Source organism: Streptomyces sp. NPDC039609 (assembly GCF_055596705.1).
Map to the genome: position 1 here is coordinate 1 of NZ_JBVIUJ010000003.1, position 22,191 is coordinate 22,191.

A 22,191-nucleotide genomic window follows, 5' to 3' on the forward strand; every position below is an offset into this window, starting at 1 on the left:
ATGGACGGCGGCGTCGTCGTCGAATCCGGCCACCCCCGCGACGTCCTCGGCAACCCCCAGCACGACCGCACCAAGGCATTCCTCTCCAAGGTGCTGTAGGCGGCATACGCGAAGGGGGTACGGACGCGCATCGCTCCGTGCCCCCTTCGCGTGCTGTGCGGGCCCCGGCTCTCGGCGGGTCAGGGCGGGGTTCGAGCGGCCTGGACACGGCCGCACGGTTCAGCGGGGCAGGGCGACGGCCGTTCACCACTCCGGCTGCTGGAGGGCGAAGCCGTCGCCCTCCCGGCGGACTTCCACCACGCCCCCGCCGCCGAAGTGCGCGGGCACGACCAGTTCCCGTTCGGCGGCGGCTCGTTCGAGGATGCGGCGTCGGCTGGCCACCGCTCCTCCGGGGTCCAGGCAGAAGCAGCTGTTGCACGAGGGGGCGAGGACCTGGACGGGGCTGTGCAGCAGGTCGCCGACGAAGACCGCCCTGTCCGTCCCGGACGCCAGGCGCAGAACGCTGGAACCCGGTGTGTGGCCCGGTGCCTGTTCCAGGGTGAGGTGGGCGTCGATGCGATGGGCGCCGTCCCAGACCACGGACTGCCCCGACCGGTGCACGGGCGCGACACTGTCCTCGTAGACGAGCCGGTCGTCCGCGTGCCGTCCCTTCCCGTACGCGTTGTCCGGGCCGAAGTGGGCGTCGTCCGCGGCCGGAATGAGGTACTGGGCGTTGGGGAACGTCGGAACCCACTCCCCCTCGACACCGATCGTGTTCCAGCCGACGTGATCGGCGTGGATGTGGGTGTTGACCACGACATCCACGTCCTCCGGGTGGACGCCGGCCCGTGCCAGGCCGCCGAGGAAGTCGCCCTGCCAGTGGTGGAACTGCGGCTGGCCGGGGCGCTCGCGCCCATTGCCCACGCCGGTGTCGACGAGCACGGTCCGTCCGCCGCTGCGCAGCACCCAGGTCTGCAGCGCCATCACCGCCCGGTCGCTCTCCGGCTCCCAGTGGTCCGGCGCCAGCCAGTCCTCGTTCGCCTTCCACATGTCCGCTCCCGACTCCGGGACCAGGCCACGGGCAGGCGCGAACGCGCCCTGCCACTCGACGATCCGGATGACCTCGACGTCTCCCAGCACCATGCTCTGAGGGCTCTCACTCTTCATGCTCCGAGCCTAGGAAGGGTCGATGAGCCTCTCAATGCTCGTGCTGCTCGGCCGAATACGCGATCGGATCACCGTTGAATCGGGCGGTACGCTGCATCGGTGGATGTGGTGAGCGACGCGATCGCGACCGTACGCATCGGGCAGCCTTCGTCCGACCGGGTACGGGCGAGCGGGACGTGGTGCACACGGCTCGCCCCGTACGACGGAGCGGGCTTCCACGTGGTCCTGGAAGGTACCTGCTGGCTGCTGCCCGACGGCGGCTCGCCCGTCCAACTCGGCGTGGGGGACGCGGTCCTGCTGCCGCATGGCACGGGACATGTGATCGCCGACTCCCCCGCCGACGCGGCGACCGTGGCACGTGCCGTGTCCTTCGAGCGGTGGGCCGATGCCGGTATGCCCCACCGTCCGTCGCCGGCCGCCCCGGACCTTGGTTCGCGCGGCGGGGTGGAGATGCTGTGCGGCAAGTACCGCCTCGATCGCAGCCGCGCTCATCCCCTGATGGCGGAACTGCCCCACCTCGTCCACCTGCCGAACCGCGTCGGCTCCCATCCCGAGCTGCGTGCCGCGATCGACCTGCTCGGCAGCGAGTTGCGCGCGCAGCGACCCGGCTCCGGCGTCGCCGTCCCGAGCCTCGTCGACCTTCTGCTCGTCTACATGATCCGTTCATGGGTGACCCAGGACTCCACCGGCGCCTGGTCGGCCGTACTCGGCGACCCGGTCACCGCAGCCGCCGTACGGGCGCTGCACGCGGCCCCGGCCGCGCCGTGGACGAACGATCGTCTCGCCGTCGAGGCCGGCGTCTCCCGGCCGACCCTGGCCCGCCGGTTCACCGCCCTCGTCGGACGCCCGCCGATGGCCTATCTCACCTGGTGGCGACTGACCGTGGCCGCCGGCATGCTCCGCGACACCCAGGAGTCCTTGACCGTCATCGCGCACCGCGTCGGTTACGCGAGCCCGTACGCCCTCTCCCACGCCTTCAGCCGCGAGTTCGGCACGACGCCCGGGCGCTACCGGACGCGGACCACGACTCCGGACAAGGAGCCGGGTCTCTGACCCGTCCCCACGGATCAGGGCCTGTCCAGGACGTCGGCGAGGGCGTCACGGCTGCGCCGGAGGTCGTCGATACGCTCGTTCGTCGCGGCCAGTTCCCGGTCCAGGATGGCCCGCACATCCACGCACCAGTCGAATTCCGGAAGTTCGCCACGGGCACACGGCAGCACCGCGCGGATCACATCCGTGGACAGACCCGCCCCCAGCAGCGCCCGCACCTGCCGCACGGTGACCACGGAGTCGTCGTCGTACTCGCGGTAGCCGTTCGGTCCGCGGCGGGCCTCCAGGAGCCCCTGCTCCCCGTAGTACCGCAACAGCCGCGCGCTGACTCCCGTACGCCGGGACAACTCCCCGATCAGCAACCGACCCGCCCCATCCCGCACCCCGTTCCACACCCGATTCCGCCCTCGACGCGCATCCTCAACGCCCGGACGAGACCCCGGCATTCCCGTACGGCACACCCGCCCCCGGCCAGTCTCGAATCAGCACGTGCGGCGCACGTGTCCCGGCTTTCCGTCCGGCCGTACGTCCGGGTCCCGCAGGACGATCGAGAGCGTGTCGCCCCAGGTCGCGCAGGCCGCGTCGAGGCCCCTCGTCTCGTACTCGATGACGAATACACGGTTGTCGAAGGCGGTCGCGTAAGGGCCGCACTCCTCGTACTGGCCGCACTCCTCGGCGACCGCGAAGTCGAAGCCGAGGCTTCGCCCCCTCTTCGCGAGGTCCGGGGCGTTCTTCTGGCCGATCGCGAGTCCGGCCGCGTGGGCGCGGTCGACGAGGAGGCGTGCGAAGGCGAGGTCGTGTTCGGGCGTGAGTCGGCCGTCGGACCGTTCGTACGAGTCGAGGTTGTCCGCCTCGACCGCCTGGTAGCCGTCGGTGGCGCACCCGTCGATCCACTCTCCGACGATCGCGGCGAGCCGCTGGCGCTTGGCCGGCGTGGAGACGTCCAGCAGCGCCTCACCCCACTCCTTGTCCATGACCGGATCACCGTTGGCGTGACGGAGGAGGAGGTCGGGGTGGTTGGCCTGCCACCAACCGGTGGCGTCCGGCTGGGCCTGGAAGGCGTTGACGTAGCAGATGTTGTACAGCCCGGCCGCGGGCTTCACCGTACGGTCGCGGGAGACCGCACTCACACCGGGCGGGGGTGCGTACGGTCCGCCGATCTGGTAGTCGAAGCCGACGTGGGGCTCGGGCGGCACCACCTTCCCCGAGGGCGCCTGGGACGGGGGGGCGGAGTCGTCGGCACCCTGCGGATCGTTCGAGGACGTGCATCCGACCACCGTCGCCGCGAGGACGCCGGCCAGGGTCAGGGCGGACAGCGCGTTGCGGACGGGGCGCGGGATGCGGGCGGTCACGGTGCGGGGCTCCTGGCTGTCGTACGGGTAGGGCGGGGCGCGCAGCCGTCCGGCCCGGGTGGTTGACGGCTGCTGCGGCGGTCGCCCGCAGGCATACGGTACGGCGGGGCGCGTCGGCGGCGGCATCGGCCTGCCGGAGACCCTCCCCCGGTACCTTCGCCGACGGGTACGAGCCCCCAACCCGTCGACCACACCGTCGTTCCCGAACGGCTGCGGCAACGTGTGGCGTGGCAACCGGTCGGATCTCGGTCCCGCCCGCCATCACGCCCGCCGTCACCCGGCCGCTGCTACGACGCTTCGACGGCCGCCTTGATGCGCCGCCCGAAGGCGTCGGCGTCCTTGCGAGCGGCGGCGAGCGCGAAGCCGACGACGAGCTTGCCGAGGCCGTGGCCCTCCAGCACGTTGAAGATCCGGACCCTGGTTCCGCCGTCCGGCAGGGGTTCGAGGTCGTAGCCCCCTTGGGACGCCGTCACGATGTTCTTGGACACCTCGGCCCAGCGCATCCGTCGCGGTGCCTCGAACTCGGTGATGCGGAACTCGCGCGCCGTCTTCATGCCGGCGTCCTTCACCGTGCTCCGGAACACCGTTCCCACTCCGGTCGGGGCGTCCGGCACCCGCTCGATCCGCTGCACCCGGGGGCTGAACTCCGGGTCGTTGCGCCCGTCGGCGAGGAACGCGAAGACCTCGTCGATGGGCCGACCGACATCCGTCGTCGCCTCGAACTGTCCGGACATCGGGCCACTCCCTGATCGCTTCCGTCGTGACGGCGAGCGTATGACTCCGGGCCGGGTCGCGCGCGACGGACTGCGCCACGGGGAGGACGGGCGACGCCGTCGTCGACGAACGACGAAAGCCCGCTGCCGCATACGGGGGAGATGCGGCAGCGGACCTTCACCGACAACCATAGCGGTTGATCATTCAACTGGAAAATGCGGTGGTGGACGCGAGGCGGCGGCGATCACAGCGAGGTCAGCGGTTCCGCCTCGTAGGCGCGGTGCAGCAGCTCCACGAAGGACGGCGCCTCGGGGAGCGGGACGGCGCCGATGCGGTGGACCGCGACGCCCGGCGTCCAGGAGTTCATGACCACTGCCCCCGCCAGGTCCGGCAGATCGGCGACCGTGACCTCCTGACGGCGCTGGGGGACGCCGAGGCGGTCCAGCTGTCGCTCGACGACGGCCATCGTGGTCCCGCCCAGCATCTCGGCGACGGGCCACACCACCGAGGCGCCGTCCCAGAAGGCCAGGTTCCAGATCGTCCCTTCGCTGATCCGGCCCCGCGGGTCGACGAACGCGGCGTCGTCGAAGCCGTCACCGACGGCGCGGCGGAGCGCGTACGTCTTGGCCACCTCACCGACGTGCTTCACCTCCGGGAGGAAGCGCTCGTACGTGACCGGCGCCAGCGCCAGCGGGCCGGCGGGGCCGCTCGAGGCCGGACCGGTGCGCACAAGCACCTCGGGCTCCTCGTCGGCGTCGGCGACGGTGAACTCGCCGGACGGTGAGTACGCCGTGGCCACCAGCGAGAGATCGGCGGGACCGGTGGCCCGCGCCGCCGTTCGGAGCCAGGTACGCACACGGTCGTCGGGGAGCGCGCGGCCGAAGAGCTCCACGGAGGCGTTCCGCAGCCGCGCCAGGTGGAGGTCGAGGCCCCGGACCCGGCCGCCACGCACCTGCATGGCGGTGAAGTGGGCGTAGCCCGCGAAGGCCAGTGGCGCGAGCTCCTCGGCGGTCGCCGTCCGACCGTTGCGCTGGACAACGAAGGTGGTCATGGTGTCGCTCCTGCCGTACGGGTTCGAGGGTGGGGCGAACCTCTACGGGGTCGCTCACGGCGCGAAGCTATGGCTTCACATCAATGGGAAGGTCAAGCTCGGGCCGCTGCGGCAGGATCGGCGTCATGAACACTGCCGACTGGGTACCCCTGTTCAGCTTCGAGAACGTTCCCGGCTGCCCGCGGCCGGGGCGGCTCATGGCGGTTTGACTGCGCGACCGCGGTATCGACTGGGACCCCTTTGCCGGCAACGACATCAGGATCGACCTCATGTGCGGGGTCCGTGCGGACGGGCGTTGGCACGGCACGGTCACGATGAGCGTCCGCGGGGAGGTCCTGCGTCGACTCGGCCTCCATCCCGACCAACCGACATCCGCGCCCGCCGACCCCTTGCCACCGAGCTGGTGGGGCCCTTGGGCGCGCTGACTCGCCGTCGGGGTGGGGCGATGCCACGATGAGGAGGAAGAGCGGGAATCGAGGTGCTCGATGAAGGCTCCTTCCGGGAACCGTGCTGCGCGGGGCCCGGGCCTGTTCACCGCCCGGGACCGGGCCGTGATCGCGGCGGCTGCACTGTCCATGCTGCTCGTGCAGATGGACTGGTTCGCGCTCAACCTCACGCTTCCCGTGATCGCCCGGGACTTCCACGAACCGACCACCGACCTGCAGTGGCTGGTCAGCGGATACATGCTCACCCTGGGCGCCTTCATGATCACCGGAGGGCGGGTCGCCGACGTCCACGGCCGGCGGCGGACGCTCGTCAGCGGGCTCGTCGGGTTCGGCGCCGTCTCCGTCCTCTGTGGCCTGGCACCGTCCACGGGGTGGCTCGTCGCGGGGCGGGTGGTGCAGGGCGTGACCGCCGCCTTCATCTTCCCGGTCGCCGTCGCCGTCGTCACGGGCTACTTCAGGGACGACCGGCAGGGCCGGGCCGTCGGAACGGTGCTCGCGTTCAGCGCCGTGGGCACAGCCCTGGGGCCTTTCGTCGGCGGGACGCTCGCCGAGCACGTCAGCTGGCGTGCCGTGTTCTACCTGAACGTGCCGATCTGCGCCGCCGCCGTGTTGTTGATGCTCCGCCACGTCCCGGAGACCCGCGACACCCACGCCTCGGGGCGGCTCGACCTGCCCGGGGCGGCCGCGATCGCGGGCGGGCTGACGCTGATCATGCTCGGCGTGGATCAGGGAGCCCGGTGGGGCTGGGCCGCTCCGGCTACGTGGGGCTGCCTCCTCGCGGGAGCCGCGCTGCTGGCCCTCTTCGCCCGGATCGAGCGGCGCAGCGCGGAACCGTTGCTGGACCTCGGACTGCTGCGGAACGGCCCGTTCATCACCATCACCCTGGCCGGGTCCTTGTCCAACGTCGTCTACTGCCTCGTCGCCGTCTTCTCGGCGCTCTACCTTCAGCAGGCGCGGGGCCTGTCGCCCTTCACCGCGGGGCTGATCTTCCTCGCGCTCTCGGTCGGCGCGGGTACGGCCAGTTACTTCTCGGGGCACCTGGCACACCGATGGCGGCCCGAAGTGCTCATGGCAATCGCCATGTTCCTCAGCGGCACCTCGCTGCTCGCCCTGACCTGGTCGACTCCGATCGGCCTGTACCTGGTGGTCTTCGCCGTGGTCGGCGCCGGGCTGGGCCTCGGCTGGGCCCTGACGAACGTCGCCACCCAGTCGTACGTACCGGAGACTCGTCTCGCCGCCGCCTCCGGCTTCGTCCTGACGTCGCTGGTCCTGCTCGGCGCGCTGGCCGTCGCCGTCGCCTCGACGGTGCTGGAAGCGCTCAGCGGTTCGGCGTCACGCGCAGCCTCCGACGCCTCGGCCATCGAACTGGTGCTCCGCGCCGCGGCTGTGCTCGCCCTGCTCGGGGGAGCACTCCTTCTCCGCCTGGTCCGCGCACCGGACCGGCCGGCGCTGCCGGACACCGCCTAGGGGTGCGGGTACGACCCGAGTCGTAGCGTTGCGAGGCCGCACCCCTGGTCGCGTTCCCGAATCCGTTCGTCAGGCTGCGGGGACGGCGCGTTGAAGGGCGGTGATGACGCGATCGAGAGCGTCCTTGCTGTACGGGTCCGCGAGGTTGACCCAGAGTTTGAACATGAAGCGTCGCAGGGTGGGGCGGCGAAGGGCCTTGGTGGCGACGAGCTTCATGACAGCGGGGTGGCCAAGGGCGTGGACGACGAGGCGTCCGACGGTGAAATACCGGCCGTAGGTGTCGCGGATGGTCTCGGGGTATGCGAGCAGAACCTCCTCGCGTGCATGCGCGGTGGGCTGCGCGAACGCCCGGGCGGCTGTTTCGGCTGCCAGGCGTCCGGACTCCATCGCGTAGTCGATGCCTTCACCGCTCAGGGGATTGATCATTCCGCCGGCATCGCCGGTCAGAAGCAGACCTCGTGTGTAGAGCGGACACCGGTTGAGGCCGGCGGGAAGAGGCGCTCCGCGCAGCGGGCTGAGAGCGTGGGCTTCGTCGAAGTGCCCGGCGGAGGCAAGACGCGCGGTCCATTCTCTGAAGAGCTGTCGGTGGTCGACCTTGGGTTTGAGTCCGATGTGGAAGGTGCCCAGGCCCACGTTGAAGGCGCCGTTGCCGACAGGAAAGACCCACCCGTAGCCGAACGGCATGTACGTTCGGTTACGGGAGTCGCGTGTTTCCAGATCGAGCCAAGCCTCCAACAGGTCCTCGTCATAGTGCGGCGCCGTGTAGTAGCGGCGCACGGCCACACCCATGGGTCGGTCCTTGCGTGGCTCGATCCCGAGTGCGACAGCCAGACGGCTCGACGCACCGTCTGCGGCGACCACCAACGGCGCCCGGTAGGTGCGGGTGGTGCCCTCCTGCTGAGCGATCACGCCGCTGACACGGCCGGTTGCCGGGTCGACGAGCGGCTCGGTGACCTTGGTCCCCTCGAGCAGGAGCGCGCCGCTCGCTACGGCTCTCTTGGCGAGAAGGTGGTCGAAATCCAGCCGACTGCGTACGAGCCCGAAGTCGGGGAAGGGCCCTTCACTGGGCCAGGGCATCTCCACAGTCGTGCCGGAGCCGTGTACCCGCAGACCTCGCGTTCTGGTCCAGCCGTCCCCGTCGATATCGAGGCCCAGGGCGATGAGTTCCTTCACGGCGCGTGGGGTGAGGCCGTCTCCACAGATCTTGTCCCGAGGGAAGGCGGCCTTCTCCAGCAGCAGGACGTCATGGCCTGCCAGCGCCAAATAGTGAGCGGCGGTACAGCCGGCAGGTCCCGCGCCGACAACGATGACATCCGCCGAATGGCGCTGTGGGGATGAGGTCATGAAACCTTCCTCTGTCGCAATGTGCCATGAGGCGCAACGGCTTCCCATGTGTACCCAGGACTGCAGGCCTCGACCACCCGTCTTCCGAGCGAAGACTTCGTCGCGCCTTCACGTCTCAGCAGTGCTATGGCGGGTGGGGCGTCCTGGAGATTCCGCCCTGTCGTCGCGACGACCTCAACGAGGTCCTGGCCGAGAGGGCGCGCAGGGCCAGAGGCGGATGACCGTGAGAGCTGATGTCGTCGGCGGCGCCTCCGCGAGGTCGAGGCGGGCGGTGGGTGCCCGGCGCTGCTGCGCCGCCGCGTCCGCCCGCCGGCCTCCGCCATGGTCGCCCGCCTCGACCCGGCCGCCAAGCGCGGCAGCGGCTTTGGCGGCTACGGCTGCGGGTGACGTGGAACGGCTCCGACCTGTCCACCGTCGACCCGGCGAGCGTCCGGGACCGCACCGGCCTGGTTCCGCAGATCTTCGCGCAGTGGCCGCTGCGCGTCCGCGAGAGCGTGACGCTGGGTCAGCCCCCGCACGGTCGACGACGGACCGGTGTGGGAGGCGGTCGGGATCCGCGTAGGGAGCACGGCATCTTCGAGCGCGTCAAGGCCATCGCCGGGGACCGCATCACGATCGTGGTGACGCACCGGCTGGAGAACACCTGTATCACCGACCGGGTGATCTGCCCGGAGAACGGTCGGATCACCGAACAGGGCAGCTGTGACGACCTCGTTCACGCCGAAGGTGTCTTCGCCGAGCTGCTCGCCCTCTCCCGCGACCGCTGAGACTTGCACGTCGTGCAATTTCTCTTTTACAGTGTTCAAACAAGGCCTTGAACACCGTTGAAGTCAACGGTGTCCGCCTCGGCGGACACCACTCCGACTGGGGGAACGCCATGCGCCACGAAGCGGCCGCACACCTGCCCGAGCCCGTATCACTGCCCTACGACCGCCCCGCCGGCTGCCCGTTCGATCCGCCCGCGCCCCTCGCCGAGCTGCGCGCACGGCAGCCACTCAGCCCCATGGCCTATCCCGACGGGCACCAGGGCCGACTGATCACCAGCCACGCCCTCGTCCGTGCCGTCCTTGCCGACCCCCGCTTCAGCTCGCGGTACGAGTTGATGCACTACCCGCTCCCCGGCGGCCCCGAGGGCGAGCTGCCGCCGGCGCCGCCCGGCGACATGACCGGGATGGACGCACCCGAACACACACGCTTCCGTCGCCTGCTCGCCGGCAAGTTCACCGTCCGACGGATGCGGTTACTCACCGAGCGCGTCGAGGAGATCACCGCCGAACACCTGGACGCGATGGAGGCCCAGGGCCCCGGCACCGACCTGGTCCAGGCGTTCGCGCAGCCCATTCCGGCGCTCATGATCTGCGAACTGCTCGGTGTGCCCTTCGGCGACCGCGAGACCTTCCACGGTTTCGTGACCGCTTTGATGAGGCTGGATTCCACGCCCGACGAGCGGATGGCCGCGATGACGGGACTGCAGGAGTACATGTACGGATTGGTGCTCGCCAAGCGGGCCGAACCGACCGACGACCTGCTGAGCGATCTGACGGCCAGCGATCTCACCGACGAGGAACTCACGGGCCTCGGAGGCTTCCTGCTCGGTGCGGGCCTCGACACCACGGCGAACATGCTCGCGCACGGCACCTTCGCGCTGCTGCGGCACCCCGACCAACTCGCCGCCCTGCGCGCCGATCCGGGCCTCGCCGAGCAGGCCGTCGAGGAGCTGATGCGGTATCTGAGCATCGCCCACACGACGGTGCGTGTCGCGCTGGAGGACGTCGAGCTCGACGGACAGGTCATCAAGGCCGGCGAGTCGGTCACCCTCTCCATCCAGGCGGCCAACCGCGATCCGGAGCGGTTCGAGGATCCCGACACCCTCGATCTGCACCGCAAGGCCACCGGGCAACTGGGCTTCGGGCACGGGATCCACCAGTGTCTGGGCCAGCAACTCGCCCGTGTCGAAATGCGCGTGGCCCTGCCCGCGCTCCTCACCCGGTTCCCGACGCTGCGCCTGGCCGTCCCGGCCGACGACGTACCCCTGCGGACGGACATGAACATCTACGGTGTGCACACCCTCCCCGTGACCTGGGACGGGAAGTAGAGCCATGGAACTGAGCATTGCCCGCGAACGGTGCCAGGGCGCCGGGATGTGTGTCCTGACCGCGCCCGAGGTGTTCGACCAGGACGAGACCGACGGCCGTGTCGTACTCCTGGAGGCCACGCCTCCGGTCGATCGACTGACGGCCGTGCAAGAGGCCGCCGAGCTGTGCCCCGCCGGTGTCATCACGGTCGACGATCCCCGCGGCATCGCCGGCCCGGCACCGGTGTAGCGGACCGGCTGCCGGTCGCGCTCGGGCCGCAGGTGCCCGAGCACGACCCTCTCCCCCATACCGAGAAACCTCCTCTGGCCTGCAGGGATTCCGAAGTGATCCCCCGCACACACCGGCCGGTACGTGCCCTGCCGCGTGCTAGCGTCCGCGAGCGTGACATCCGCCCTCGGCGGGCCCGGGCCCGCGTCCCCCACGGGTCCGGCCGGACCCTGCCCGTACGGTCGGGCGACCGGCGACTCGCCCCTTCCGGCGCACGAGACGCCCGGGGAGTTCGGGGCGCTCGGGGAGCTCGACCTGTTCGGCGAGGGCTTCGTCCGCGACCCGTACCCCTGGCTCGACGTCCTACGGACCGATGCCCCGGTACATCACGATCCCGCCACCGGGCTGTGGCTGGTCAGCCGGTACGACGACATCCGCCGCGTGCTGCTGGATCCTGCGGTCTTCCGGCCGGACAACGCACAGCACGCGATCACACCGCTGACTGTTCCCGCTCTCCGCGTGCTCGCCCGGGCGGGCTTCCGCGTCCGCCCCGCGCTCGCCAACAACGGCAGCGAGACCCATGCCGGGCTGCGCCGCGTGGTCACCCGGTTCTTCAACGCCCAGCGGGTCGCGGCGGCCGTGCCGGTGATCGAGCGGGTCGCCGAGGAACTGCTCGACACCGTACGAACCGAGATCGACGCCACCGGCGGCAGCGACCTCTTCGGCGCGTTCGCCCACACCCTGCCCTGCCGGGTCATGCTGGAGCTGCTCGGCATCGACGGCCTCGACACCGCGACCCTGGTCCGCTGGAGCGACGCCTCTCTGGAGTTGTTCTGGGGGCGCCCGACGGCAGAGCGTCAGCTCGAACTCGCCGCACTGGTCGCCGAGTTCCACCAGTGGCTCACCACCGTGGTGACGAACCGGACGGCTCCGTCGGACAGTTTCGTCGGCGCGCTGGTCCGGCACCGTCTGCCCGACGGGGAGCTGCTGGACGTGCGGACCGCGGTCGGCGCGTGCTTCTTCGTGTTCGTCGCCGGGCAGTCGACGACCGGCCAGCTCATCGCCACCGTCCTGCGCGGCGCACTCGCCGAGCCGGGCGTCTGGCCACGGGCGGCGCACGAGGAGGGCCTGGCCCGGGCGTGGGTCGAGGAGGTCCTGCGCCGCGAGCCCCCTGTCACCACCTGGCGCCGTGTCACCGAGCGACCCGTGGAGCTCGGCGGCGTACCGCTTCCCGCCGGCGCCGAGCTGCTGCTGATGCTCATGGGCAGCGGCTCCGACCCCGAGGTGTTCGAGGCCCCCGAGGAGATGCGCCCGTACCGCGCCAACTCGCGTCACCACCTGGCGTTCGGCGTGGGCCGTCACCGCTGCCCGGGCGCGTCCTTGGCCCGCACGGAGGCGGCCGTCGCCCTCCGCGCGGCGGCCCGCCGATTTCCCGCCCTTCGCCTCACACCGGACGCCCCTCCCCCGCCGGTCCTCGATCTGCTCTCGTTCCGCGCCCCGCTCCAGGTCCGGGTCTCGCCTTGAGGCGGCGGTGCGTCTCGGTCTGAGGCGCACGCTCCCCTGGTGAGGTCCGTTCCGGCCGGTCCGTGGGATCTTGCCCGGCCGCACACCTCTCCATGACACTGGTGTTCCATAGGAACGGACCTGACATGGGACGGCGGGAGAGACACGTGGGCACTGCCAGGATCGCGATCGTGACGAGCGAGGCGTACGCGGACCTCGACGAGGATCTTCCGCTGATGGTGGAGGCGCTGCGCGCCGGCGGCTTCGCCGCGGAGGCGGTGGCCTGGGACGCCGACGCCGCGGACTGGGGCGGTTTCGACCTGGCCGTCATCCGGTCGACCTGGGACTACGCCGACCGGCTCGACGAGTTCCTGGCATGGGCCGAGGAGGCGGGCCGTGCGACCCGGTTGAAGAACGCGTCGCAGATCGTGCACTGGAGCAGCGACAAGCGGTATCTCGCGGCGCTGGCCGAGCGGGGCGTCTCCGTCGTCCCCACGCGATTCATCGAGCCCGGCGAGCAGGTGCGCGCCGAGTACTTCGACGGACCCGAGGGTGTCGTGGTCAAGCCGACGGTCTCGTTGGGTGCGCGAGACACCGCGCGGTACGAGCCGGGCCGGTACGCGGATGCCGCCGGCCACGCCCGGATGCTGCTGGGGCAGGGGCGGGCCGTCATGGTCCAGCCGTACCTCCCCCTTGTCGCGGAGGGCGAGCGCGCCCTGGTCTTCTTCTCCGGGGTCTTCAGCCATGCCATCCGCAAGGGGCAGGTGCTGACCGAGCCCAATGTGATCGACAACGCCCGGACGCCTCATCCCGACGTCGCCCCGTATCAGCCCACCGAGACGGAACTCCGTACGGCGCTGGAGGCGTTGGCCTCGGTTCCCGGGACCGAGACGCCGTTGATCGCCCGTGTGGATCTGGCGCTCGACTCGTCGAGGGTGCCCGTGGTGATGGAGCTGGAGCTCATCGAGCCGAACCTGTTCCTCGGGGCCAACCCTGAGGGGCTGAAGCGTTTCGTCGAGGCCGTGGCAGCCGAGAGCCGCCGCTAGGGAGTCCTATGCGGGCAGTCGGGCGCATCGGCGACACGCCCGGGCGGAGGGTGCGGTCAGGGCGTGCGACGCCGCCGCGAGTGCGCAGGCCACGGCGATCAGAGGCCAGTTCGCGGCCATGATCGCTGCCACCGCGAGCGTCAGCGTGGCCAGCGCCATCGCGATGCTCGCGGTGGTGCCGGTCCACGCGACGACGAGTGGCAGCCGGTGCGGGGTGGGGAGTCGGCGGGCGAGGGTGCCCGAGGCCGCCAGCATGGCGGCGGCGAGGAGTGCGGCGACGCCCGCGACCCCGGCCAGATGGACCGCGAGGAGCTGACCCGTTCCGGCGCCACTGCTGAAGAGCGTGTACCAGCAGGCGATGAGGAACGGGGCGGTGAGGACGACGGACCGGGCGGTGTGCCGGGCCTGGGCGATGGTCAGCTCGCGCTGACACCCGGGCGCGAGCTCGTCGGGGGTGCCGAACTCCCGTACCGCCTGCCGGACGGCTTCCTCGTAGGGCGTTCCCTCGTGGGTGTACGCCTCCGCGGTGTCGGCGAGCCCGTCGCGCAGCTCCTCGATCAGCCGCGCCTTGGCCCGTGCCGGGCCGTGCAGGGTGCCCGCCAGGTCGGCGGCGTACTCCTCGACGAGGTCGCCCGGGCGACCGGCGGCGCTCATGTGGCGGGCCGGGGCGAGGTGGCGGGGTTCAGGACGGAGCCGATCGCCGCCGTGAACTCGCGCCAGGCGCTCCGCTCGCTCGCCAGGGCGCTTCGGCCCGCGTCGGTGAGCGCGTAACAGCGTCGGCGGCGTTCGCCGACCGAGTCCCAGCTGCTGCTCAGCAGCCCGATCCGCTCCAGCCGGTTGAGCGCCGGATAGATCGTGCCCGTCCGCAGGTCGAGCACGCCTCCGCTGCGCTGCTGGACCGCGGTGATGATCGCGTATCCGTGCAGTGGCCCCTGCTCCAGCACGGCCAACAGCAGTCCGTCCAGGTGCCCTCGCACCGCATCCGCCCTCATAGGTAGGCAGCCTACTCAATGGAGCAGTAGACGTGCTATCTATTGGCAGCCAACATATTGAGAACGGCTGGAGGGGCCTTCCATGACCAAGTTGCTGCTGTCCATACACGTGCTCGCGGCGATCCTGGCGGTCGGACCGATCGCCGTGGCCGCGTCGATGTTCCCGCGGTACGCGCGGGAGGCCGCGCCCGGAGGCGCGGACGTGGATACCGCCGACCAGCGAACTCGCGCCTCGTCCGTCGCCGCGATCCTGCACCGGATCTGCCGCGGCTACGCCGTCGCCGGTGTCGCCGTTCCGGTCTTCGGGCTCGCGACCGCCATCCAGCTCGGCGTACTCACCGACGCCTGGCTGATCTCGTCGCTGGTGCTGACGGCGGCGGCCGCTGCCGTCCTGGTGCTCGCGATCCTGCCCCGACAGCAGCGGATGCTCGCGGGCGGATCGGACCTGGCCGACGGCGGCACTCCTCAGGCGCTCGCGGCGCGACTGGCCATGCTCACGGGGGTGTTCAACCTCCTCTGGGCGATCGTCGTCGTCCTCATGATCGTCCGCCCCGGCTCGACCACGGGCGCGTGACGACCGTGCGTACTCTGCGCATCGCCGCCGGCGTCGAGGCGTTCTCCCTCGTGGCCCTGCTGGCCAATCTGCTCACCACGCACACGCCCGCAGTCTCGAGCCTCGTCGGCCCGCTCCACGGCACCGCCTACCTCGTCGTCATCGTGGCCACTTGGCAGGCCTCCAACACCACCACGCCGGGCACCCGTTGGGCCGCCGCCGTCCCCGGGGTGGGCGGACTGCTCGCCCTGCGACGGATGCGCAGCGAGGGGGCGTAGGACCGTCGGGGCCACCTCCGCATACGGCGGCGCTCCGCGGATGACGGTGAAGCACCTCTCCGAGGTGACGGCCGCCGCGAACCGGGGTGAATGATCCGCCGAGCGGAACCTGGTGCGGCGCTCTGTGATCCCGGGCGGGAACCGGCGTCCCACTACGCTCTCGAGAACCACGCGCCGCCCTGCTGCTTGGGTGTATTCGTTTCGATCACGTTGGGGTTGTGCCAGTGTTCGACGTAAGCAAACCGCAGGCCCCCTGGGTGGTCTTCGGCCCACGGGGCGCCGTCGAGATCGAGGAGCAGGTGGCGGCGCTGGAAGCCGCCGGGGGCAGGTCCTACCATCTCCAGGCCCAGGCGTTCACCGACATGGTGAGCACCTGCGACGCCTTCGGCGCCGCACTCGGGTTCCCCGGCTCCTTCGGCCGCAACTGGGACGCACTGGTCGACTGCCTCGACGACCTGCACGTGCACGAGACCGGCGGCGTGGGCATCGTCGTCGTCGTGCACGGGGCCGACGTCCTCCTCGACGCGGAGGACCTCAAGGCCCTCATGACCACGCTCTGCCTGGCAGCGGACCGCGCCAACACGGACGTCGACCCCGACGGTGACCCCCGGGAGCGCCCCGTGGTGATCGAGCACTTCGTCTTCCTGCTGGACGAGGTCGGGGTGGAGCATTTCGCCGCACGAATCGAGAACCCGGACCTCGTGGTCGAGACCGTCGCAGGCTTCCTCACCGTGACCCTGGACCTCGCGGTCTGGCGTCCGTGACGAGGTCGAGCGGACGATCAACCGGCTCGGACACCATCGGGCTCCGCCCTTCGGCGCCTCAGACCTCGGCAATCAGCGCGTACCGCTCATCGTCCACCCGCTTGCCCCACAGGTCGTCGTCTCCCTCACCGTCCAACGGCACCACGCGCAGTCGGGAGACGAGGGGGCGGACGGCCCCCGCCAGGTCCTCGGCACCGATCCCGCCGTGCCACGGCAGCGATTCGGCTCCGGCGACATAGGGGATCCCGCTCTGGCCCGCCTCCCTCCAGCGGCCCTCGACCAGGACCAGCCGACCTCCCGGCCGCAAGCGGCCGATCCAGTCACGCAGTGCGGCCTCCGGATCGGGGAGCGTCCAGAGCAGGTGCCGGGACAACGCGACATCGAAGCGTCGGTCCCCGGTCGGCGGCGCCATCGCGTCACCGGCCAGAAAGTGGCCCGAGAGGTGGGCGGCCTCGAGCTTCGCACGCGCCTGTTCCACCATCTTCGGCGCCAGATCGACGCCGGTCACCCGATGCCCCGCCTCGGCCAGCAGCAACGCGAGCGAGCCCGTGCCGCAGCCGATGTCGAGGACGTCGAGCGGGCCGGACGGTACCCAGTCACGCAGGTGCCGGGCCCAGGCGGCACGGGTGCGGGCGGCCCGTAGGCCATGGTCCGGTTCGTCGTCGAAGGCCGCGGCGGCGGCATCCCAGTAGGCGGCGATCGATGCGGTGCGGTCGGTCATCTCGCGATCCTCGCACCAGCCACTGACACTCCGTCCGGTGCCGAGCCACCCCTCACGCTATATTCAACGAGTTGAATAACAGACGTGTTGAATTCATTGCGGCGTGTCGGCCAGGACACAAGGCTCACGGAGGAGCGAAGCGCCCATGCACAACGGTCCCTTTACGCGTTACGTCGCGCTGGGCGACAGTCAGACCGAAGGTCTCGGGGACGGCGACGACGCCACCGGACTGCGTGGCTGCGCCGATCGGCTCGCGGAGCTGATCGCCGACACCAGCCCCGGGCTGGCCTACGCCAACCTGGCCGTGCGGGGGAAGCTCGCCGGGCAGGTGCGGGCCGAGCAGCTCGGGCCGGCTCTGGCGCTGCGTCCGGATGTGGCCACCGTGGTCGCGGGGATGAACGACCTGCTCCGGCCCCGCTTCGACGCCGACGAGGTGGCGGATCACCTGGAGGCGATGTTCGCCGAACTCACCGGCCAGGGCGCGAGAGTGGCCACCGTGACGTTCCCGGACACGGCGCGGATCATCCCGCTCGCACGGCCGCTCACGTCCCGAGTCACCGCCCTGAACGCCCGCATCCGGGAAGCGGCCGGTCGGCACGGCGTTGTGGTGGCCGAGACCTACCCTCATCCCGTCGTGACGGACTCCCGCCTGTGGAGTCCGGACCGGCTGCATGCCAGCCCGCTGGGTCACGAGCGCATCGCCGCCGCGGTCGCCGACGCCCTGGGCCTGCCCGGCAGCAGCGAGGCATGGACCCACCCGCTCCCCCCGCACCCGGGCCCGCCGCGGTCCGGAGCGCGCGCCGCGCTCGACGAGTTGCGGTGGGTCGCGGGCTTCCTGGGCCCGTGGATCGGCCGGCGTCTGCGCGGCCGTTCCTCCGGGGAAGGCCGTACGGCCAAGCGCCCCGAACCGATGCCGGTCCGGTCCTCGGGGGCGTGACGCCGCCCCGGACGCGAAACGTCCGGCCGTCGAAGGACGGCCGGACGGCTAGCTCGGCGGGGAAGCCGCCTCGGGTCAGGAGTCCGAGCGTTCGGCCTTCGCGGCCTTCTCGGCCTGCATCTCCTTGATCCGGACCGCTTCCTTGCGGACCTCGGCCTGGGTGGCGCGCTCCTTCTGCAGCCACTCCGGGTCTTCCTTCTTCAGCTCCTCGATCTGCTCGGTCGTGAGGGCGTCAGTGATCCCGCCCCGCGCGAGGCCGGAGATGGAGATGCCGAGCTTGGCCGCGATCACCGGGCGGGGGTGCGGTCCGTTGCGGCGCAGTTCGCGGAGCCACTCGGGCGGATCGGTCTGCAGGGCGTTCAGCTCGGTGCGCGAGACGACACCCTCCCGGAACTCGGCGGGGGTGGCCTCGAGGTACACACCCAGCTTCTTCGCCGCTGTCGCGGGCTTCATCGTCTGGGCGGTCTGGTGCGACGTCATGGTGTCAAGGGTATCGAGCGTGTGAGCTACCTCTGACCACGACCGGTAACCTGGCGGAGTGACTGGCCAGGAAGTATCCCCCTCGTTCCGGCTCGCCTACGTCCCGGGAGTGACGCCCACGAAGTGGGTGCGGATCTGGAACGAGCGGCTGCCCGACGTTCCGCTGACCCTCGTCCAGGTGCCGCCCGCCGAGGCCTGCGCCCTGCTGCGGGACGGTGGCGCGGACGCCGGTCTGGTGCGCCTGCCGGTCGACGGTACGGACCTCAGCGCCATCCCCCTCTATGCCGAGACGACCGTCGTGGTGATCCCCAAGGACCACGTCGTGGCGGCGGTGGACGAGGTGTCCCCCGAGGATCTGGCCGAGGAGATCGTGCTGCATCCGCTCGACGACACGCTCGACTGGGAGCGTCCGCCCGGGTTGCCGGCGTTCGAGCGCCCCGCCACGACGGCCGACGCGATCGAGCTGGTGGCGGCAGGGGTGGGTCTGCTCGTCGTGCCCCAGTCGCTTGCCCGGCTGCACCATCGCAAGGACCTCACCTACCGCCCCGTGTCGGACACCCCCGAGTCACGGGTCGCGCTGTCGTGGCCGCAGGACGAGACGACGGATCTGGTGGAGCAGTTCATCGGGATCGTCCGCGGGCGGACCGTGAACAGCACCCGTGGCCGTCCCGCGACCTCGCCGCAGCCGAAGGGCAAGCGTCCGGAGAAGGGCGGCAGGCCGGCGGCCAAGAGCCCTCGGAGCGGTTCCGGCGGATCGGCCCGCTCCGGTGCTTCCGGCCGCTCCGGCGGTTCCGGTGGTTCCGGCGGCGCGAAGGGCTCCAAGAGCGCGCCCAAGGGCTCGAAGAACGTCAAGCGCGGGAAGCCGCGCCGGAAGCCGTAGCGCCGTCCTCACCGCGCCCGACCAGTGCTCATAGGCGTACACCTATGACTCCCATGGTGATCCGGTCTTGGACAGGGGCGCGCGCCGGCTGATCTTCTGGCGCCATGAGCGACGACACGAACACGAACGGGCGGAACCACCACGGCTTCGCACGGCGGGCGGTGCTCCGAGGCGCCGCCCTCGGCGCGGCCTTACCCCTGCTGCCGACCGCGGTGGGCGGCGCGACGGCCCAGCCCCGGTCCGCCGACTCCGCCCCCGACCCGGACTCCGCGTCGCTGCGCTGGCTGGGCACGGCCGGCTGGCGGATCGACGTCGGCGACCGGACAGTGCTCTTCGACCCGTATCTCACCCGCTTCAAGACGGGCCTCTTCGAGGCGGCCTTCGATCCGGCCACGAAGATCAAGGAGACCGACGCCGGGCTGGTACGGGAGTACGCCGGGAGCCCCGAGCTCATCCTGGTCAGCCACTCCCACTGGGACCACATCGCCGACGTGCCGTACATCGCCAAGGCCACCGGCGCGCGTGTCGTGGGAACCGAGACCACGTTCCATCTGCTCGTCGCCTTCGGTGTGGATCCGCTCCAGATCTCCGTGGTCAAGGGCGGTGAGGTGCTGGACTTCGGCGGCGGCCTGACCGTGGAGGTGGTGGCGAGCCTGCACAGCCGTAACAAGAAGCACGCCTATTTCGCCCCGGGCACCCGCACGGCGCCGCCCGCCACCGTCCCCGAGACCATCTCCGACCTGCCGGAGGGCGACACCCTCGCCTTCCAGGTCACGGCCGGCGCCGGGGGCCCCGCACTGTTCCTGATGGGCGCCAGCGACTTCTCCGAGCGGGCGGCCGACGGGCTGCGTCCCGACGTGGCGATGGTCGCCGTGCCCTCCAGCTCCGCGACCCACCGCTACGCGCCCCGGCTGCTGCGTGCACTGGGATACCCGCCGGTGGTCGTCCCCGTCCACTGGGACAACTTCGAGACGCCGCTGCGCGAGCCCGTGGTCCCCGATCCCACGATGGATCTGACCGGGCTGATCGGCCGGGTGCGCCGGGAGTCGCCCGCGAGTCGTGTCGTCGTGCCCGACTACCGGACCGTCTACGGCGGTGACATGCGGCCTCGCCGCTGACGAGTCACGCACGACCGGCCAGTGCTCGCCAGCGCGGGAACGCCGTCGCCCCCGGCGGGTGGCCGGGAGCGACGGCGGTCGGCGTGCGGAACGGGTCAGGCGACGGTCACCAGGCGACCGGAAGGCGCTCGGGGATGCGCTTCATGAAGCGGGTGCGCCAGACGAGTTGGTCGACCGGGACGGCGAGGTGGAGGTCGGGCATCCTGTCGAGGAGCACCTCCAGGGCGATCTCGGTGTGCCGCTTGCCGAGGGCCGTGGCCGGGCAGTAGTGGCCGCCGCCCCCGAACGACAGATGCGCCGCGGCGTTGGGCCGGGTGATGTCGACGGTGTGCGGGTCGGGGAAGACGGCCGGGTCGGTGTTGGCCGCCTCGACCAGGACGAGGAGCAGCTCGCCCTTGCGGACCTCGACGTCGCCGAGGGTGACGTCCTCGAGGGCGAGGCGCGGCAGCCCGTCGGCGATCGAGAGGTTGACGCGCAGCAACTCGTCCACGGCGGCGGGGATCCGCTCCGGCTCCTTGCGCAGCCGCTCCCAGACGTCGGGGTTCTGGAGCAGCGAGAAGATGGCCATGGTGAGGAAGCCCATGGTGGAGATGACGCCCGCGCCGAAGAAGGTGACGCCGACCGTGGCGAGCATCTCGTCGGTCAGGTGGGCGTAGTCGGGATTCCCTCGCAGGGCGGCGAGTTCGGCCATCAGTCCCGTGGTCGCCGGGTCGTCCAGGCGCTCGACCATGTAGGCGATGTCGCGGTCCCAGTTGAGCCGGGCGCCGGTGACGGGGCAGGCCGAGTTCATGAACGCGATGTCCAGGCTGGCGGCGAGGCGCGGCGCGTCGGCCTCGGGTATGCCGAGGATCCGGCAGTGGAGGTTCTCCGCGTACGGGTTGGTGAACCGGCCGCGGAGGTCGACGGGCGGGCCGTACGCGACGAGCTCGTCGACGAGTTCGGAGGCGTGGCGGCGCATCCACTCGGTGAGGCCGTCGCTCTTGGGGTTGATCGCCTTGAGGACGGCCTTGCGGAGCCCCGCCCCGGTGATGTTGCCCATGTTGTTGACCACCTCGGGCGGGATGGTCAGCGCGTACTGCCGGGGGGCACCGGGCGCCGAGGTGTCCTTGAGCGAGAAGCGGGGGTCTTCGAGGACCTGCTTGCACAGCTCGTAGGAGGAGACCAGCCAGGCCGGGTCGCCGGCGATGGTGCGGACTCGTTTGACCGGCTCGGCGCGGAGGGACTCGATCTCGGTCGGAAGACGGTCCCCGCGGGCGGAGAACGGGAAGTCGGTGAGCGTGTCAGTGGTCATCGTGGTCTCCGAGGATCGCGCTGACGATGGCGTGGCCCTGGTTGCGGGAGGCGCGCAGTCCGGAGCCCCTGGAGTAGAGGAGTTCGGCCATCGGCAGGAGCTGGTGGTAGCAGTTGAGAGAGGAGGGGACACCGAGGATCGCGGGGGTGTCCAGGAAGAGCGGCGCCTCGGCGCAGATGTACTGGAGGCAGACCTCGCGCTGGCGGGCTGTGGCGGTCTGGCCTTCGAGGACCTTCGAGGAGAGGAACGCCGCGACGAGTTTGTCGCAGGTGGCGAGAAACTCCGGGTCGGTGGCGAGCAGGTCGTCCAAGTGCTTGCGCAGGTGCCGGTAGGCAGGTATGTCGAGGAGCGCGGACATGGGGCGCCCTCGGAGCCGTTCACCGCCGGGGTCGGTGGCGGCGACGGCGTTGTTGACCTTGGCGCGCACGCCGCGGAGGTTCTTGACCGTCTTGCGGCGGGCCTCGTCCGGCGGGTAGCCGAGGGCCTCGTACATGTCTGCGACGTGCAGGTCGGTGTAGATGAGGTCGACCTGCTCGAAGTTGCGCAGTCCCCAGGTGGCGAGGTCGGCCACGCGCTGAGCGGAGAAGTAGCCGTTTCCGGGGGAGATTCCGATGACCGCGTGGGCGCCTTCGGTGTGGATCACTTGGCAGTGCTGCGTATACGGCTGGACCTTGAAGCTGTCGGTCGCTGTCGTCGACAAGTGAAGAGATGTCCTTCGGGCCGCTAGTCCCGTCGGGGCCGTGTGCCCCTGGTGT

Annotated in this window: 24 protein-coding genes and 2 pseudogenes; 14 read left to right on the top strand and 12 right to left on the bottom strand. The window is 70.9% G+C overall.

Annotated elements, in window-relative coordinates:
- A pseudogene (locus ACZ561_RS09160) lies at window positions 1–99 on the top strand (ectoine/hydroxyectoine ABC transporter ATP-binding protein EhuA); the annotation flags it as partial.
- A 144-nt stretch (window positions 100–243) separates the two neighbouring features.
- Here ACZ561_RS09160 and ACZ561_RS09165 read toward each other — a convergent pair.
- Window positions 244–1,146 (bottom strand): MBL fold metallo-hydrolase, encoded by a 903-nt coding sequence (locus ACZ561_RS09165; RefSeq protein ID WP_470991375.1) that lies wholly within the window; start codon window positions 1,144–1,146, stop codon window positions 244–246.
- 99 nt (window positions 1,147–1,245) lie between these two features.
- Between ACZ561_RS09165 and ACZ561_RS09170 the strand changes: the two genes are divergently transcribed.
- Window positions 1,246–2,199: an AraC family transcriptional regulator gene (locus ACZ561_RS09170; protein ID WP_470991378.1), complete on the top strand. Its 954-nt coding sequence runs from the start codon at window positions 1,246–1,248 to the stop codon at window positions 2,197–2,199.
- Window positions 2,200–2,213: 14 nt separating this feature from the next.
- Here the strand turns inward: ACZ561_RS09170 and ACZ561_RS09175 are convergent, their stop codons facing one another.
- The 4 genes from ACZ561_RS09175 to ACZ561_RS09190 form a co-directional block, all read right to left on the bottom strand.
- Window positions 2,214–2,558: a MerR family transcriptional regulator gene (locus ACZ561_RS09175; protein WP_470991381.1), complete on the bottom strand. Its 345-nt coding sequence runs from the start codon at window positions 2,556–2,558 to the stop codon at window positions 2,214–2,216.
- A gap of 120 nt (window positions 2,559–2,678) precedes the next feature.
- Window positions 2,679–3,548: an endo alpha-1,4 polygalactosaminidase gene (locus ACZ561_RS09180; RefSeq protein WP_470991384.1), complete on the bottom strand. Its 870-nt coding sequence runs from the start codon at window positions 3,546–3,548 to the stop codon at window positions 2,679–2,681.
- A gap of 287 nt (window positions 3,549–3,835) precedes the next feature.
- On the bottom strand, window positions 3,836–4,282 hold the full coding sequence (locus ACZ561_RS09185; RefSeq protein WP_470991387.1) for an SRPBCC family protein: 447 nt from the start codon (window positions 4,280–4,282) through the stop codon (window positions 3,836–3,838).
- Between the two features lie 224 nt (window positions 4,283–4,506).
- Window positions 4,507–5,313, bottom strand: coding sequence for an aminotransferase class IV family protein (locus tag ACZ561_RS09190; RefSeq protein WP_470991390.1), 807 nt, complete (start codon window positions 5,311–5,313; stop codon window positions 4,507–4,509).
- 485 nt (window positions 5,314–5,798) lie between these two features.
- On the opposite strand from ACZ561_RS09190, the gene ACZ561_RS09195 reads away from it, so the two are divergent.
- A complete protein-coding gene (locus tag ACZ561_RS09195) occupies window positions 5,799–7,226 on the top strand; it encodes an MFS transporter (RefSeq protein WP_470991393.1) in 1,428 nt (475 codons plus the stop codon).
- Window positions 7,227–7,295: 69 nt separating this feature from the next.
- On the opposite strand, the gene ACZ561_RS09200 is transcribed toward ACZ561_RS09195, so the two are convergent.
- Complete coding sequence (locus tag ACZ561_RS09200) at window positions 7,296–8,570, bottom strand: geranylgeranyl reductase family protein (protein ID WP_470992936.1); 1,275 nt, start codon at window positions 8,568–8,570, stop codon at window positions 7,296–7,298.
- Window positions 8,571–8,950: 380 nt separating this feature from the next.
- Between ACZ561_RS09200 and ACZ561_RS09205 the strand changes: the two are divergent.
- The 5 genes and pseudogenes from ACZ561_RS09205 to ACZ561_RS09225 all read left to right on the top strand — a co-directional run.
- Window positions 8,951–9,337 (top strand): annotated as a pseudogene (locus ACZ561_RS09205) (ABC transporter ATP-binding protein); the annotation flags it as partial.
- A 110-nt stretch (window positions 9,338–9,447) separates the two neighbouring features.
- Window positions 9,448–10,665, top strand: coding sequence for a cytochrome P450 (locus ACZ561_RS09210; protein WP_470992939.1), 1,218 nt, complete (start codon window positions 9,448–9,450; stop codon window positions 10,663–10,665).
- Between the two features lie 4 nt (window positions 10,666–10,669).
- Complete coding sequence (locus ACZ561_RS09215) at window positions 10,670–10,894, top strand: ferredoxin (RefSeq protein ID WP_470991396.1); 225 nt, start codon at window positions 10,670–10,672, stop codon at window positions 10,892–10,894.
- 153 nt (window positions 10,895–11,047) lie between these two features.
- Window positions 11,048–12,397 carry a cytochrome P450 gene (locus ACZ561_RS09220; protein WP_470991399.1) on the top strand — a complete coding sequence of 450 codons (1,350 nt, stop codon included), beginning with the start codon at window positions 11,048–11,050 and terminating at the stop codon, window positions 12,395–12,397.
- Window positions 12,398–12,543: 146 nt separating this feature from the next.
- Window positions 12,544–13,422 (top strand): ATP-grasp domain-containing protein, encoded by an 879-nt coding sequence (locus ACZ561_RS09225; RefSeq protein WP_470991402.1) that lies wholly within the window; start codon window positions 12,544–12,546, stop codon window positions 13,420–13,422.
- 6 nt (window positions 13,423–13,428) lie between these two features.
- Here the strand turns inward: ACZ561_RS09225 and ACZ561_RS09230 are convergent, their stop codons facing one another.
- Window positions 13,429–14,076, bottom strand: coding sequence for a permease prefix domain 1-containing protein (locus ACZ561_RS09230; RefSeq protein WP_470991405.1), 648 nt, complete (start codon window positions 14,074–14,076; stop codon window positions 13,429–13,431).
- Window positions 14,073–14,414, bottom strand: a complete 342-nt coding sequence (locus tag ACZ561_RS09235) for a PadR family transcriptional regulator (protein ID WP_470991408.1) — start codon at window positions 14,412–14,414, stop codon at window positions 14,073–14,075. Before ACZ561_RS09235 ends, ACZ561_RS09230 begins: the two co-directional genes overlap by 4 nt.
- 82 nt (window positions 14,415–14,496) lie before the next feature.
- Between ACZ561_RS09235 and ACZ561_RS09240 the strand changes: the two genes are divergently transcribed.
- The 3 genes from ACZ561_RS09240 to ACZ561_RS09250 all read left to right on the top strand — a co-directional run bounded on the left by ACZ561_RS09240 (window position 14,497) and on the right by ACZ561_RS09250 (window position 16,009).
- Window positions 14,497–14,988, top strand: a complete 492-nt coding sequence (locus ACZ561_RS09240; protein WP_470991411.1) for a hypothetical protein — start codon at window positions 14,497–14,499, stop codon at window positions 14,986–14,988.
- On the top strand, window positions 14,985–15,245 hold the full coding sequence (locus tag ACZ561_RS09245) for a DUF3817 domain-containing protein (protein WP_470991414.1): 261 nt from the start codon (window positions 14,985–14,987) through the stop codon (window positions 15,243–15,245). The genes ACZ561_RS09240 and ACZ561_RS09245 overlap by 4 nt, the downstream gene beginning before the upstream one ends.
- A 218-nt stretch (window positions 15,246–15,463) precedes the next feature.
- A complete protein-coding gene (locus tag ACZ561_RS09250) occupies window positions 15,464–16,009 on the top strand; it encodes a barstar family protein (RefSeq protein ID WP_470991417.1) in 546 nt (181 codons plus the stop codon).
- A gap of 58 nt (window positions 16,010–16,067) precedes the next feature.
- Here the strand turns inward: ACZ561_RS09250 and ACZ561_RS09255 are convergent, their stop codons facing one another.
- Complete coding sequence (locus tag ACZ561_RS09255) at window positions 16,068–16,730, bottom strand: class I SAM-dependent methyltransferase (RefSeq protein ID WP_470991420.1); 663 nt, start codon at window positions 16,728–16,730, stop codon at window positions 16,068–16,070.
- A 145-nt stretch (window positions 16,731–16,875) separates the two neighbouring features.
- Between ACZ561_RS09255 and ACZ561_RS09260 the strand changes: the two genes are divergently transcribed.
- The gene (locus ACZ561_RS09260) at window positions 16,876–17,667 is read left to right on the top strand and encodes an SGNH/GDSL hydrolase family protein (RefSeq protein WP_470991423.1); all 792 of its coding nucleotides are present in this window, start codon (window positions 16,876–16,878) and stop codon (window positions 17,665–17,667) included.
- A 75-nt stretch (window positions 17,668–17,742) separates the two neighbouring features.
- On the opposite strand, the gene ACZ561_RS09265 is transcribed toward ACZ561_RS09260, so the two are convergent.
- Window positions 17,743–18,147 carry a DUF5997 family protein gene (locus tag ACZ561_RS09265; protein ID WP_470991426.1) on the bottom strand — a complete coding sequence of 135 codons (405 nt, stop codon included), beginning with the start codon at window positions 18,145–18,147 and terminating at the stop codon, window positions 17,743–17,745.
- A 58-nt stretch (window positions 18,148–18,205) separates the two neighbouring features.
- Between ACZ561_RS09265 and ACZ561_RS09270 the strand changes: the two genes are divergently transcribed.
- Together ACZ561_RS09270 and ACZ561_RS09275 are read left to right on the top strand one after the other, a co-directional pair.
- Window positions 18,206–19,027 (top strand): LysR family substrate-binding domain-containing protein, encoded by an 822-nt coding sequence (locus ACZ561_RS09270; protein ID WP_470991429.1) that lies wholly within the window; start codon window positions 18,206–18,208, stop codon window positions 19,025–19,027.
- 104 nt (window positions 19,028–19,131) lie between these two features.
- On the top strand, window positions 19,132–20,145 hold the full coding sequence (locus ACZ561_RS09275; RefSeq protein WP_470991432.1) for an MBL fold metallo-hydrolase: 1,014 nt from the start codon (window positions 19,132–19,134) through the stop codon (window positions 20,143–20,145).
- 106 nt (window positions 20,146–20,251) lie between these two features.
- Here the strand turns inward: ACZ561_RS09275 and ACZ561_RS09280 are convergent, their stop codons facing one another.
- The gene (locus tag ACZ561_RS09280; protein WP_470991435.1) at window positions 20,252–21,436 is read right to left on the bottom strand and encodes a cytochrome P450; all 1,185 of its coding nucleotides are present in this window, start codon (window positions 21,434–21,436) and stop codon (window positions 20,252–20,254) included.
- Window positions 21,426–22,136, bottom strand: a complete 711-nt coding sequence (locus ACZ561_RS09285; protein ID WP_470991438.1) for a cyclodityrosine synthase — start codon at window positions 22,134–22,136, stop codon at window positions 21,426–21,428. The genes ACZ561_RS09280 and ACZ561_RS09285 overlap by 11 nt, the downstream gene beginning before the upstream one ends.
- Window positions 22,137–22,191: the final 55 nt, after the last annotated feature.

Coding starts and splice junctions, on each gene's coding strand:
- ACZ561_RS09165 (WP_470991375.1), bottom strand. CDS start 1,146: ATGAAGAGTGAGAGCCCTCAGAGCATGGTGCTGGGAGACGTCGAGGTC.
- ACZ561_RS09185 (WP_470991387.1), bottom strand. CDS start 4,282: ATGTCCGGACAGTTCGAGGCGACGACGGATGTCGGTCGGCCCATCGAC.
- ACZ561_RS09190 (WP_470991390.1), bottom strand. CDS start 5,313: ATGACCACCTTCGTTGTCCAGCGCAACGGTCGGACGGCGACCGCCGAG.
- ACZ561_RS09195 (WP_470991393.1), top strand. CDS start 5,799: ATGAAGGCTCCTTCCGGGAACCGTGCTGCGCGGGGCCCGGGCCTGTTC.
- ACZ561_RS09200 (WP_470992936.1), bottom strand. CDS start 8,570: ATGACCTCATCCCCACAGCGCCATTCGGCGGATGTCATCGTTGTCGGC.
- ACZ561_RS09210 (WP_470992939.1), top strand. CDS start 9,448: ATGCGCCACGAAGCGGCCGCACACCTGCCCGAGCCCGTATCACTGCCC.
- ACZ561_RS09215 (WP_470991396.1), top strand. CDS start 10,670: ATGGAACTGAGCATTGCCCGCGAACGGTGCCAGGGCGCCGGGATGTGT.
- ACZ561_RS09230 (WP_470991405.1), bottom strand. CDS start 14,076: ATGAGCGCCGCCGGTCGCCCGGGCGACCTCGTCGAGGAGTACGCCGCC.
- ACZ561_RS09235 (WP_470991408.1), bottom strand. CDS start 14,414: ATGAGGGCGGATGCGGTGCGAGGGCACCTGGACGGACTGCTGTTGGCC.
- ACZ561_RS09240 (WP_470991411.1), top strand. CDS start 14,497: ATGACCAAGTTGCTGCTGTCCATACACGTGCTCGCGGCGATCCTGGCG.
- ACZ561_RS09255 (WP_470991420.1), bottom strand. CDS start 16,730: ATGACCGACCGCACCGCATCGATCGCCGCCTACTGGGATGCCGCCGCC.
- ACZ561_RS09260 (WP_470991423.1), top strand. CDS start 16,876: ATGCACAACGGTCCCTTTACGCGTTACGTCGCGCTGGGCGACAGTCAG.
- ACZ561_RS09265 (WP_470991426.1), bottom strand. CDS start 18,147: ATGACGTCGCACCAGACCGCCCAGACGATGAAGCCCGCGACAGCGGCG.
- ACZ561_RS09275 (WP_470991432.1), top strand. CDS start 19,132: ATGAGCGACGACACGAACACGAACGGGCGGAACCACCACGGCTTCGCA.
- ACZ561_RS09280 (WP_470991435.1), bottom strand. CDS start 21,436: ATGACCACTGACACGCTCACCGACTTCCCGTTCTCCGCCCGCGGGGAC.